This window comes from Herbaspirillum rhizosphaerae, assembly GCF_001189965.1.
Classification (GTDB): domain Bacteria; phylum Pseudomonadota; class Gammaproteobacteria; order Burkholderiales; family Burkholderiaceae_D; genus Herbaspirillum; species Herbaspirillum rhizosphaerae.
Window position 1 is genome coordinate 165,794 of record NZ_LFLU01000008.1, and the last position, 12,636, is coordinate 178,429.

Below are 12,636 nucleotides of genomic sequence, written 5' to 3' on the forward strand. Positions count from 1 at the left end.
TCAATCAAGGTAAAGCACATCTCCATGTCGTTGCCGATTGGCGATTGTTATCTCAACCCACAAGGACACGAACATGACTCTTCAGGCTCAAACATTGGCGGACCGCTACGTATCGGTGTGGAACCAGCCGGACAAGGTGATCAGGCGTGAGCAGATCCAGGCCCTCTGGGCTGTCGATGGCGCGCATTATGTGAAAACGCGCGAAGCACGCGGCTATCGCGAGCTGGAGGAGCGTATTGCCGGCTCTTTTGAAAAGAACGTCGACATCAATGGCAATGTATTTCGCGCCGTCCCCAATGCGCAATTGCTGCGCGACGTCGTTACCTTCAATTGGGAAATGATCCGGCCGGCGACCGGCGATGTGCTGGCAACGGGGCTGGAGGTCTTGCATGTTGACCAGCAGGGTAAGATTCTGATCGACTATCAGTTCATTGTGAGCTGATTTTTCCATGGCCTTTTTCAGGCATCCATAAAAAAACCGAAGCCGCAGCTTCGGTTTTTTTTGATGGCAGCAAACCTGAATCAGGTCGGCGCCGCAAAACGCACCGCCTGGCGCGCCAGCAGATGCCAGTGGCCGCCGGATTTCTTCCAGACCATCAGGATCTTCAGCGACACATTGCCCGGCTTGCCGGAGTCGTTGGTCGCCGCCGTCAGGGTGTGGCGCACGACCGCCACGTCTTGTTGCACGTTGACGGTCTGGTCGGACAGCGTGATGCTGACAAAGGTCGATTCGCCGCTGACCAGTTGGCCGATGAATTCGGCCTTGGTCTGCACCACGCCGTTCGAGTGGCCGTAGCTCAGATGATTGTCGACCAGTTGCTCCAGCGAAGCGCGGTCGATCGGCGAGGTCATGGCTGCGCGCAGTTTTTCAACGGCGGTCGCAACGGCTTGTTCGTCGGCTGTCGGTGCCGCGGCGGCGCCTTGCGCAATGACCATCGAGCATGCCATGGCGCTGCAGAGATACATCCATTTCTTGAACATCTAGTCTCCTTAGGTTATAGGGCCTGTTAACAGTGAATTTGTGAGATGCGTTGTTGCCGTATAGCGTGCTGGCAAGGCGCGTGGCGTAGCAGGTGGCGGGCCCACCTGCAAGCCATGCAACGCAGCCAGCGCGCTATACGGCAACAACCCTTCGGGAACGGCTGCAGGCGTCGCCTGCCGTTGTTGCAGCTCCTTGCCGTAGCACCGCTACGTCGCGTCGCTGCGCCTAGGCAGCCAACGCCTGCCGCGCGTTCGCACTCGCAAATTCACTGTTAACAGGCCCTGGTGGGTACGGCGGTGATTTCTGTATTTCTTATTGCGGCCCCATCTTGGCGATCAACGCTGCCAGCGCGTCGCACTCGGCGGAGTTCAGATCCGTCAGCGGTGGACGCACCGGACCGGCGTCGTGGCCGACCAGGCGGGCGCCTGCCTTGACGATGCTGACCGCGTAGCCTTGCATGCGGTTACGGATCTCCAGGTAGGGCATGAAGAACTCGCGCAGCAGGCGATGCTGGGTGCTCATGTCGTCGTTGGCGACGGCGTGATAGAACTCCATCGCGGTTTTCGGGATGAAGTTGAACACCGCCGAGGAGTAGACCGGCGTGCCCAGCGCCTTGTAGGCGGCGGCATAGACTTCCGCCGTCGGCAAGCCGCCGAGGTAGGCGAAGCGATCGCCCATCTTCATGTAGATAGAGGACATCAGTTCGATGTCGCCGATGCCGTCCTTGAAGCCGACCAGGTTGGGGCAGCGCTCGGCCAGGCGCGCCAGGGTGGCCGGCGTCAGGCGGCATTGGCCGCGATTGTAGACGATGACGCCGAACTTGACGCTCTTGCAGACGGCCTCCACGTGCGCCGCCAGACCGTCCTGGCCGGCTTCGGTCAGGTAGTGGGGCAGCAGCAGGATGCCGTGCGCGCCGGCTTTTTCCGCGGCTTGCGCGCATTCGATGGCATAGCGGGTGGGGCCGCCGGCGCCGGCGATGATCGGCACCTTGCCGCGACAGGTTTCGACGGCGGTCTGGATGATGGTCGGATATTCCTGTCCGGTCAGCGAGAAAAACTCTCCGGTGCCGCCGGCTGCAAACAGGGCGCTGGCGCCGTAAGGAGCCAGCCATTCCAGGCGCTCGGCGTAGCTGCGGGCGTTGAAGTCGCCGTTGGCGTCAAAGTCGGTCAGGGGAAACGAAAGCAGGCCGGAGCCCATGATGGATTTAAGTTCTTGTGGCGTCATGATGGCATTAAGGATGGCATTAAGGATGGCATTAAGGATGGCATTAAGGATGGCATTAAGGATGGCATTAAGAAGTGGCAGGGGTGGCTGAAGAGAGTCTCGATTTGGATTGGAATTATTTGTTATCAGTCATCATACAATGCAGTTTCTGCATTTGCCAATGGCGCTGAGTAACTTTTTACGAAGAAGATGGGGAGGCGCGAGCGGTGCCGAAAAGTTTGGTGCAGTGCGCTCAGAGGCCGTCGGAACGCTTGATTTAATGGTCATAAATAACTTTAAATATCATTCTTAGTAAATTGAATTTATTAATATTTTTAAAAATTAAATACTTAAAGTAATTTCTCATTCCCGCAGCCGCTACGCGTGCCGGTGAAAGCGCCGATTTGATGCGTCGCAGCGCAAGAATATTTAATTTTTGTCTCGGACTTTGTTTGACAAGGAAATGAAGCGAGACCGATAATCCTTGCTCGCGTTATAAGACAACGTATCACGCGCAGCAAGGCAAGTCCGGAAGAAAAGTCGCCCGCCTGCTATCAAGGCAGAAAAGACCGCCGGCAGATACAGAGCAAGTGCAAGCAGCATCCCGAATACCCCACCAATACTGGAAACACTGAACATGGCCGACCAAGCAACAACCTCAAGCACGGCAGCATCCGATTCGCATTCATCCCAAGTTGGTCAAAAATTCGGTCGCCTGTTGCTGACCGGCGCCGGCGGCGGCCTGGGCAAGGTGCTGCGCCCACGGCTGGCGGCATTTGCCGATATCGTGCGCGTGTCCGATCTGGCGGGCGCGCTGGCCGACGAGGCTGCAGCGCATGAAGAAGTCGTTCCCTGCAACCTGGCCGATCGCGCGGCAATGGACGCGCTGATCGCCGGTTGCGACGCCATCGTGCATCTGGGCGGCGTCTCGGTCGAGCGTCCGTTTGAAGAGATCCTGGAAGCCAACATCAAGGGCATTTTCCATGTCTACGAAGCGGCGCGGCGCCATGGCGTCAAACGCGTGATTTTCGCCAGCTCCAACCATGTGACCGGTTTCTATCGCCAGGATGAGAAGATCGACGCGCGCGACCTGCGCCGTCCCGACGGCTATTACGGCTTGTCCAAGTCCTACGGCGAAGACATGGCGCAGTTCAATTTCGATCGCTACGGTATTGAAACCGTCAGTATCCGCATCGGCTGGTCTTTCCCGGAGCCGAAGGATCGCCGCTCGCTAGCCAGCTGGCTGAGCTATGACGACCTGACCGAACTGCTGCGTTGCTGCCTGTTCACCCCTGACGTAGGTCACACCGTCGTCTACGGGATGTCCAATAATCCGTCGACCTGGTGGGACAACCGTTACGCCGCGCATCTCGGCTTCCAGGCGCGCGACACCTCAGACGTGTATCGCGCCCGGATCGAAGCGCAACCGATGCCGGCGGCGGACGATCCGGTACGTGTCTATCAGGGCGGCATCTTCACGGCTACCGGACCTTTCGATCCGAAATAAGCGCATCGGAAAAGCGCGCCTGTTGCCGCGAAATAAACGCTTGAATGGCGATAGGTGAATACGCACATTTTTTAATTGTATGTTATCGTACATCTATGCTATCTTTGCTCCGCTTGTGGCAAAAGCCGCAAGCGAGGGTGGATAGCAAGATAGTCAACCTGGTTCAGCATCCGGCAGGAGACAGCGCAATGTTGCCGGTCATGAACGGGGAGTAGCGAGACGGTAGTAGTGACGGTGAGCGACAGTAACCAATAACAATAACGCCCACACCGCATGCACGCGACGCCATCGGAGGGGAGCCTTAGTAATCCCGCTGACGACGCCGCAAGCTCAGGGAAATCGATCGGTTTTTCGATCAGTATCATTCACGGCGGTTCGCCTTATTGTCGGCGGTTTCCTCGTGTCCTCCACTGTCATTACATCGCCGAGCAGAGTAGACCACGTATAAAGGGCATCATCGGCATGGGTTTTTCACTTAATTTCGGTCCTCTTGCGCCATATTGGCCGGTCTTCCTGACCGGTGCATGGCTGACGCTGAAGATGACCACAGTCGCCATCGTGGTCGGGGTGTCAGCCGGCACGCTGATCGCATTTCTCAAACGCGGCAGCAACCGCTTCGTTTCCAAAGCCTGTTCCGCCTATATCGAGGCGGTGCGCAACACGCCTTTCCTGGTGCAGATCTTCCTGCTGTACTTCGGGCTGGCCAGCCTCGGCATCCACATGCCGACGTTTGCCGCTGCGGTGCTGGCGATGATCATCAATATCGCTGCCTATGCGGCGGAAATCATTCGCGCCGGGCTGGAATCGGTACCAAAGGGGCAGATCGAAGCGGCGGAATGCCTCGGTCTGTCGCGCTGGCGCATCGCGTGGCACGTCATGCTGCAACCATCGATCGAACGCGTGTATCCGGCGCTGACCAGCCAGTTTCTGCTGATGATGCAAGCCTCGGCCATGGCGTCGCAGATCTCGGCCGAAGAACTGACCGCGATCGCCAACACCGTGCAGTCGGATACCTTCCGCTCGCTGGAAACCTATATCGTGGTCGCCTTCATGTATCTGGCGCTGTCGATCCTAGTCAAGCTGCTGGCATGGGGTTTCGGCGAGTATCTGTTCAAGCGCCGCCGCGTCATCCGCCGCGCCGCATTGGAAATGGCGCGCCGTCGTCCTCCTGCGATCCCGCCGTTTCAGGCCACAGTTGCCACTGCAGCCGCCAATACCACCAACACCAACGGGAGCGCATCATGATCGGCAGTTTCTCCTGGGGACATTTCCTTTATCTGGTGCAGTCGATCTGGTGGACGCTGGTCCTGTCCGGGCTGGCCTTCATCCTCGGCAGCATCGGCGGTTTCGCCGTCATGCTGGCGCGCATTTCGCCGCGCCGCTGGCTGTGGATGCCGACGCTGGTGTACATCGAGTGCATCCAGGGCATTCCGCTGCTGATCCTGTTGTTCATCGTCTACTTCGGCCTGTCGGTGTACGGCTTTGCCTTGCCGGCATTGGTGGCCGCCGGGCTGGCGATGATGGTCTATACCAGCGCCTATCTGGGCGACATCTGGCGCGGTTGCGTGGAAGCGATGCCGCGTCCGCAGTGGGAAGCCGCCGAATGCCTGTCGCTGACGCGCTGGCAGACGCTGCGCCTGGTGATCATTCCGCAGGCGTTCCGCTTGTCGCTGCCGCCGACCGTGGGTTTCCTGGTGCAGGTCATCAAGATGACTTCGCTGGCGTCCGTGATCGGCTTTATCGAACTGACCCGCGCCGGTCAGATTATCAACAACTCAATTTTTCAGCCTTTCCTGATTTTCAGTCTGGTAGGGGTGTTCTATTTTGTACTGTGCTACCCGCTCTCGCGCTGGAGTGAATCGATGGAGAATAAGCTCAATGTCAGCAACCGTTAATACCGCCGTTACCAGCCCTATCGTCAAGCTGGATCAGATCTACAAGAGTTTCGGCTCGAATCAGGTACTGAAGGGTGTTTCCTTTGAAGTGCAAAAGGGCGAGATGATCGCCATCATCGGCGCCAGCGGTTCCGGCAAGAGCACTGCGCTGCGCTGTATCGACCGTCTGGAAAAGGTCGATTCCGGCACCATCGAAGTGTGCGGCATGCGTGTGGACGATCCCGCGATCGATCTGCACAAGCTGCGCCAGGAAGTCGGCATCGTGTTCCAGAGCTACAACCTGTTCCCGCACCTGACCGTGCAGGAAAACATCATGCTGGCGCTGCGCCACGTCAAGCAGCAGCCGAAGGCGCAAGCCCTGAGCGTGTCGATGGCGGCGCTGGAACAGGTCGGCCTGGGCAACAAGGCCGACGCCTATCCCGAGCAGCTGTCGGGCGGCCAGCAACAGCGCGTGGCGATTGCCCGTTCGCTGGCGATGGCGCCGAAGGTCATGCTGTTCGATGAAGTCACCTCGGCGCTCGATCCGCAGCTGACCGGCGAAGTGCTGCGCGTGATGGAAGACCTGGCCGCCGGCGGCATGACCATGCTGCTGGTGACGCACGAGATGGCCTTCGCCAAGCGCGTGGCCGATCGCATCATTTACATGCACCAGGGCACCGTATGGGAAGTCGGCCCGGGTGAAATGCTGGACAACCCCAAGACGCCGGAACTGCAAGCCTTCCTCAACAACGGCCTGTAATTCCAAACGTAATTTTTCATTGCAACACAATCAAACCAAGGAGACCTGCATGAAACTGAATCAACTCTTCGCCCGCACCTGCATCGCTGCATTACTGACCGCCGGTCTGGCCCATGTCGCCATGGCTGACCAGCTCGACGACATCAAGAAGGCCGGCAAGGTCCGCGTGGCGATCGCCATGGGCACGCCGCTGTTCAGCTTCGCCGACGCCAACCTGCAACCGGCCGGTTCCGACGTCGAAACCGCCGAGCAATTCGCCAAGGACCTGGGCGTGAAGCTGGAAATCGTGCCGGTGACCAACGCTGCGCGTATCCCGACACTGCAAGCCAACCGTGCCGACGTCGTCATCGCCGACTTGTCGATCACGCCTGAACGCGCCAAGGTTGTCGACTTTTCGGTGCCATACGCTGTCATCACCATCATCGTCGGCGGTCCGAAGAATATCCAGATCAAGGATTACAACGACCTCAACGGCAAACGCATCGGCCTGACACGCGCCACCGTCAACGACACGCTGACGACCGCACAAGCCAAGGGCGCGGAAATCGTGCGCTATGAAGACGACGCCACCCTGATCACATCGATGGTCACCGGCCAGGTCGAAATCTTCTCCAGCACACCGTCGAACCTGTCGGAAATGATCAAGCGCGCACCGGGCAAGAACCTGGAACTGAAGTTCGCACAAAAGGACTTTGACCTGGGCATCGCTTTCAACCAGAACCAGCCGCGCCTGAAGGAATGGATCAACAACTGGGTCGTGTCGAACCACCGCAACGGCAAGCTGGACGCGATCTACGTGAAATTCCACGGTCGTCATCTGCCGGCAGCCGTCGCCAAGCAATAATTTTCGTATAACCAATAAAAACGGTTCTTGTATCGTCCCTGCGCTGGCGGGGATGAACTGAAAGCCGCTCTGAGGAGCGGCTTTTTTATTGCCGGCAATACGGATCAGGATTGGGGAAGTGCCGGAGCAAGGCGGCGTACGCCGCTAAAACGGCGATGCCAGTAGGGTTCGTCGAGCTTCGACTCGTAGATGGTGCCGTGCTTGCGCGAGGCATGGATGAATTTTTTGCCGCCGACATAGACGCCGACATGGGAAGCGCTGCGTTTGCCCTTGCCGAAAAAGACCAGGTCGCCCGGCTTCATGTCGTTCAGGCTGACCGGTTCGCCGACATCGCGAATTTCCCGCGCGGTGCGCGGCAGCGAGCCGCCGCTGGCTTCGCGAAACAGATAGGCGACAAAGGCGCTGCAATCGAGCCCGCTGTCGGGATCGGTGCCGCCGAAGCGATAGCGGATGCCGCTCGACAGGCTGTTGAGCGCTTCCACTGCCAGCAAACGGTTGATCGACGGTATCCTGGACTGGGATTCGCCGGCTTGGACGGCACAGGCCGGCAACATGAGTGCGAATACGAAGAGCAAGCGAGCAGGCAGGAAATGCATGTGGTATTCCGGAAAAGACAATGAAACGCCCCCGCATGGCGCGGAAAGAGCAGGCTGAGCGATAAAAGGCAGGGGAAGGCAAGAAAATGAAGCGAACCCGAAGCACGCAGGCAAGTGTAGGAATTTGTAGACCGGGCTTATATAAGAAGATTCTCAAAAACAGGAAAATTCTCAGAAGATCACCGTGATCATCCCAGGAACCGCGGGTTGACGGCCATGAGCATGGTGATCGGTGCTGTCGGACGGGCGGTAAGATCGGGGCTGGAAATCGGGATGGGAGAAAGTCCGACACGGCAATCGGAGGATGTCTTCTGCAATCCGGTCATGCCCTGCGCTAGGATGAAAGCGTTGATACCGCACGGGCTTTGCCGCCTCAGGGATGCATGTATTCACCAGACCTCATTTTCGACCGACTGCGCCATTCGCAATTTCGCGTGGGCTTCACGCTGAAGCCCACGGAGTACCGCTACCTGCAGGAGCATGGTCTGGAGACAGTCTTGCAGCATGCCGAAGGCTTCATTGCGACCCGCCTGACGCCGGCTTTTCCGGTCAACGACGGCAAGCAGACGCCGTTTCGCGGGCATCCTGTATTTGTCGCCCAGCACGCTACTGCGACCTGCTGCCGCTCGTGCCTGGAGAAATGGCACGGCATCGGCAAAGGGGAGGCGCTCACCACGTTGGAACAACAGCATGTGCTCGATGTGCTGGCGCGCTGGCTGGACGGCCAGCCGCCGCCGGCCGAGGCAAGCAGCAACACCATTTACGATCGTGATGGCGGCCGCGAACCAGCGCGGCAGGGCGTCTTGTTCTGATCGCTGACTTGATTGCACAAATAGCGGCGCGGCTGAACGTGTCCGCTCAGGACAATTCCCTGCCGCCGACGCTGTTGTCGGCCCCGTTTGACGCCGCCGCCAGTATTGCCGGCGGCATATCCGTTTCGCTCGTTTCGCCCGGGCGCACGATCAGCGTGGTGCGGATCAATTCCTCCACCACATCGATGTCCACCGGCTTGACCAGATGATGGTCAAAACCGGCGTTGGCCGAACGCAAGCGGTCGCTGGCCTGGCCATAGCCGGTCAGCGCGATCAGCCCTATGCCTTGCAGATGCGGCAGGGCGCGCAAATGGGCGGCGACTTCATAGCCGTCCATGATCGGCAGGCCGATATCCAGCAAGGCAATACGCGGGGTGAAATGCTGGACGATATCCAGCGCCGAGGGACCATCGTAGGCGACACGGACTTCGTGCCCCTGCATGGCCAGCAATTCGGCGAGGATCTGGGCGGCGTCTTGGTTGTCGTCGACCACCAGGATAGCGCAGCCTTCGGCCGTCGGGGCAAGGGCGATGGCGTCTTCTGACGGCCGCGGCAACAATAGCGGCGAAGTTTCGCTCATCACGGCCGGCAGCTTGATGGTGAACACGCTGCCCATGCCGGCGCCGGCGCTATGCACATGCACCGATCCGCCATGCAGTTCGGTCAGGCTGCGCACGATGGCCAGCCCCAGCCCAAGGCCGCCGCCGGCGCGGTCGATGGCTTGCGTTTCCTGGGCGAACATTTCAAACACATGCGGCAGCATTTCGGCCTTGATGCCGATACCATTGTCGCGCACGTCAACCACCACCTGGCTGTGGTCCAGCGTGGCGTCGATGCGGATATGGCCGCGATTCTCGGTGTACTTGCCGGCGTTGGTCAGCAGGTTGGCGAGCACCTGGGTCAATCGTTCCGGATCGGCGTGCACCGGCAGGCCTTGCGAGGGCACATTGACGGTCAGGCGGTGATGGCGTTCTTCCAGCAGCGGGCTGGCGGTTTCGATTGCCTTGGCGATGACGTCGGCAATTTCTATTTTTTTCTTTTGCAAGTTGATCTTTCCTTGCGCTACGCGCGATACATCCAATAAATCGTCGACCAGCCGCACCAGATGGCGGGCCTGGCGTTCGATGACGCTGCATTCTCTTTCCACGCCGCCGCCGCCGCGCAAGCGCATCAGGTGCACGGCAGTCAGGATCGGCGTGAGCGGATTTCTCAATTCATGGCCCAGCATGGCCAGGAATTCGTCCTTGGTGCGATTGGCGACTTCCGCCGCCTGGCGCGCCCGGGTCAGTTCGGTGACTTCGAACGCCACCACGGCGATGCCTTCGATGCTGCCGTCGGGCTTGAGCATCGGCTGGTAGACGAAATCGAAGAAACGTTCTTCGGGCATGCCGGTGCTGCTGCGCCGCAGGCTGACGGCGAGCGAGCGGCCGATATACGGCTCGGCGTGGCGGTAGACGTCGTCGAGCAGGTCGAGCACGCTCTGGCCCTCCAGCTCCGGCAGGGACTCGCGCACGCTCTTGCCGATGATGGGGCGATTGCCGATCAGCTCCAGGTAGGGGGCATTGGCCAGCTCGAATATGTGGTTGGGGCCGCGGGTGATGGCGATGGCTACCGGCGCCTGCGCGAAGATGGTGCTCATGCGGTCGCCGTGGCGCTTCTCCATGGCGCGGATCTGCGAACGCAGCAGCATCGATTCGATGCGGGCGATCAGCTCGCGGCTGGAAAACGGTTTGACCAGATAGTCGTCGGCGCCGGCCGCCAGGCCTTCCAGCCGGGCTTCTTCGCCGGCGCGGGCCGACAGCAGGATGAAAGGAATATCGCGCGTGGCCTCGTCGGCGCGCAGTTGCGCCAGCAGGCCGAAGCCGTCCAGCTGCGGCATCATCACGTCGGACAGGATCAGGTCGTGCGGATAGGCGCGTGCGGCGGCCAGCGCATCGGCGCCGTTGGCGACGCTTTCCACTTCCCAGTGCGGTTGCAGCAGGTTGCTCAGATAGTCGCGCATGTCGGCGTTGTCGTCCGCGACCAGAATGCGGGCGCCCGAACACAGCGCCGGATCGCGTCCGGCATTGGGGGGCGGCAGCAGCGCCTTTTGCTCTTCGTCCTCGCTGCGGTTGGCGGCAATCCAGCGGTCGGCTTCCGCGGCATAGGCATCCGCCAATGGGCTATGGGCGGAACTGACGGCTTCGCCGCTGTCGCTGACGCGATCGGCCGGCAGATGCGTGCGCCCGGCCGGGATGGTCAGCACGAATGAAGAACCGCGTTGCAGCTGGCTGTTCACGCTGATGGCGCCGCCCTGCAAATTGACCAGGTCGCGCACCAGCGCGAGGCCGATGCCGGAACCTTCATGCGTGCGAGCATGGCTTCCTTCGACGCGGTGGAAACGTTTGAACACCAGCGGCAACTGATCGGCGGCAATCCCCACCCCGGTGTCGCTCACGGTCAGCATCACATGGTCGCCATGGCCGCTCAGTTGGAGGCTGATCTTGCCCTCAAAGGTGAACTTGAAGGCGTTCGACAGCAGGTTGAGGACGATTTTTTCCCACATGGTGGCGTCGATATACGTCTCTTCCTGCAAGGGCGGGCAATCGACTTCGAAGATCAGTCCGGCGCCTTCGATGGTGGAGCGGAAGGTGCTTGCCAGGTCCGAGGTGAAGGCCGCCAGATCCACCCGCGTATAGGATGCCTGGGTGCGCCCGGCCTGGATCCGCGAAAAATCGAGCAGGGCGTTGACCAGCTTTTGCAGGCGCTGGGTATTCCGCCGCAGCATGCGGGCGCGCTCGCGCTGGGCCGGCGCCAGTTCATGTTCCTGATCGCTCAGCATGTCGTCCAGCGGTCCCATCATCAGGGTCAGCGGAGTGCGGAACTCATGGCTGACGTTGCTGAAGAACGCGGTCTTGGCCTGATCCAGCTCGGCCAGCAGGTTGGCGCGCCGGGTTTCGGCTTCGGCGGCGCGCGCCTGCTGGATTGCTGCCGTCAGCTGGCCTGCCAGGAGGTTAAAGAAGGTCTGGTAATCGTCGTCCAGCGGCCTGGTCGGGTTGATGCCGCAGATCAGGACGCCGATCGGCCGATCTTGGCCGGGCGAAGCCAGCGGCAACATGATGGCCTGGCGAATATGCTGGTCGGCCAGGCCGAGCGGCAGCGTATCGATATGACGCACGTCGACCAGTTCCTGCGTTGCTTGCGACAGCACGCGCGCGACCGGCCAGAGTTGCCCGTCGTCAGTCTCGTCGGTATGAAGGGAGATGCACTCGGGAGCAATCCCGCTCAGCGGCAACAGGTGCACGCTTTGTTCCAGCAGCGCCTGGCGCTGGCTGCAGTCGCTCAGGTAGAGCAGGGCAAAGGGAATATCGTCCGGATTCTTCGCCAGAATGGTCGCCGCCGTGGCCGCCGCAGCGCCGGCCGTGCGTTCCATCAGGGCGCCGGAAGCCAGTTCGGACAAGGTGCGCAGGCGGCGTGCATTGAGGTGTTTGGCGGTCATTTCGGCGTTCGGGCAGAACAAGCCGCCGACTTCGCCTGACTCATCGCGGATCGGCGAATAAGAGAAAGAAAAGTAATTCTCTTCCGGCCCGCTTGCACGGCTCATGAACAGGCGCACATCGTCGACGAAGGTGGCTTCGCCGTGCTGGAACACCTTGTCGGCGATAGGACCGCAAATATCCCAAATCTCGGCCCAGACTACGGCAGCCGGCCGTCCCAGCGCCCAGGGATGCTTGGCCTGGCTCAACACATCGATATAAGCGTCGTTGTAGAGGAAGGTGACCTGATCGCCCCAGCCCAGCCACATCGGCTGACGCGAATTGAGCATCAGGCTGACGGCGGTCTTGAGGCTTTGCGGCCATTGGCTGATCGGCCCGAGCGGAGAATCCGACCAGTCATGGTCGAAAATCAGCTGGCCAAGCGTTCCCGTACCTTTAAGAAAACCATACTGGGCCGATGCGGGATCGAGATTCATGGGCAACCTCTGCATTCACTGGGATGAATCATATTATTAGATTGTGGAGAGTGAATTCTCAGGATGACTGGGAGAGCAAACATGGCAACAGCAGTGCGCAGAACAT

General features: G+C 60.0%; 11 protein-coding genes. 7 read left to right on the plus strand and 4 right to left on the minus strand.

Annotation, left to right across the window (positions count from 1 at the left end; genetic code table 11):
* Positions 1-73 precede the first annotated feature (73 nt).
* Entirely contained in the window at positions 74-442 is a 369-nt protein-coding gene (locus AKL25_RS13275) for a hypothetical protein (protein ID WP_050478143.1), read from the plus strand.
* Positions 443-522: 80 nt separating this feature from the next.
* On the opposite strand, the gene AKL25_RS13280 is transcribed toward AKL25_RS13275, so the two are convergent.
* Complete coding sequence (locus AKL25_RS13280) at positions 523-981, minus strand: nuclear transport factor 2 family protein (RefSeq protein WP_050478144.1); 459 nt, start codon at positions 979-981, stop codon at positions 523-525.
* 313 nt (positions 982-1,294) lie between these two features.
* Positions 1,295-2,206 carry a 5-dehydro-4-deoxyglucarate dehydratase gene (kdgD, locus tag AKL25_RS13285; protein WP_050478145.1) on the minus strand — a complete coding sequence of 304 codons (912 nt, stop codon included), beginning with the start codon at positions 2,204-2,206 and terminating at the stop codon, positions 1,295-1,297.
* A 616-nt stretch (positions 2,207-2,822) separates the two neighbouring features.
* Here kdgD and AKL25_RS13295 point away from each other — a divergent pair.
* From AKL25_RS13295 to AKL25_RS13315, 5 genes are all read left to right on the plus strand, one after another.
* The gene (locus AKL25_RS13295; protein ID WP_050478147.1) at positions 2,823-3,692 is read left to right on the plus strand and encodes an NAD-dependent epimerase/dehydratase family protein; all 870 of its coding nucleotides are present in this window, start codon (positions 2,823-2,825) and stop codon (positions 3,690-3,692) included.
* Positions 3,693-4,154: 462 nt separating this feature from the next.
* The gene (locus tag AKL25_RS13300) at positions 4,155-4,937 is read left to right on the plus strand and encodes an amino acid ABC transporter permease (protein WP_050478148.1); all 783 of its coding nucleotides are present in this window, start codon (positions 4,155-4,157) and stop codon (positions 4,935-4,937) included.
* Positions 4,934-5,587, plus strand: a complete 654-nt coding sequence (locus AKL25_RS13305) for an amino acid ABC transporter permease (protein WP_050478149.1) — start codon at positions 4,934-4,936, stop codon at positions 5,585-5,587. Before AKL25_RS13300 ends, AKL25_RS13305 begins: the two co-directional genes overlap by 4 nt.
* The gene (locus tag AKL25_RS13310; RefSeq protein ID WP_050478150.1) at positions 5,571-6,326 is read left to right on the plus strand and encodes an amino acid ABC transporter ATP-binding protein; all 756 of its coding nucleotides are present in this window, start codon (positions 5,571-5,573) and stop codon (positions 6,324-6,326) included. Before AKL25_RS13305 ends, AKL25_RS13310 begins: the two co-directional genes overlap by 17 nt.
* A 49-nt stretch (positions 6,327-6,375) precedes the next feature.
* The gene (locus AKL25_RS13315; protein ID WP_050478151.1) at positions 6,376-7,170 is read left to right on the plus strand and encodes a transporter substrate-binding domain-containing protein; all 795 of its coding nucleotides are present in this window, start codon (positions 6,376-6,378) and stop codon (positions 7,168-7,170) included.
* 104 nt (positions 7,171-7,274) lie between these two features.
* Here AKL25_RS13315 and AKL25_RS13320 read toward each other — a convergent pair whose 3' ends face one another.
* On the minus strand, positions 7,275-7,766 hold the full coding sequence (locus AKL25_RS13320; protein ID WP_050478152.1) for a C40 family peptidase: 492 nt from the start codon (positions 7,764-7,766) through the stop codon (positions 7,275-7,277).
* 383 nt (positions 7,767-8,149) lie between these two features.
* Here AKL25_RS13320 and AKL25_RS13325 point away from each other — a divergent pair, with 383 nt between their 5' ends.
* Positions 8,150-8,578, plus strand: a complete 429-nt coding sequence (locus AKL25_RS13325) for a DUF4186 domain-containing protein (RefSeq protein WP_050478153.1) — start codon at positions 8,150-8,152, stop codon at positions 8,576-8,578.
* Positions 8,579-8,624: 46 nt separating this feature from the next.
* On the opposite strand, the gene AKL25_RS13330 is transcribed toward AKL25_RS13325, so the two are convergent.
* Positions 8,625-12,530 carry an ATP-binding protein gene (locus AKL25_RS13330; protein ID WP_205627245.1) on the minus strand — a complete coding sequence of 1,302 codons (3,906 nt, stop codon included), beginning with the start codon at positions 12,528-12,530 and terminating at the stop codon, positions 8,625-8,627.
* Between the last annotated feature and the right edge of the window lie 106 nt (positions 12,531-12,636).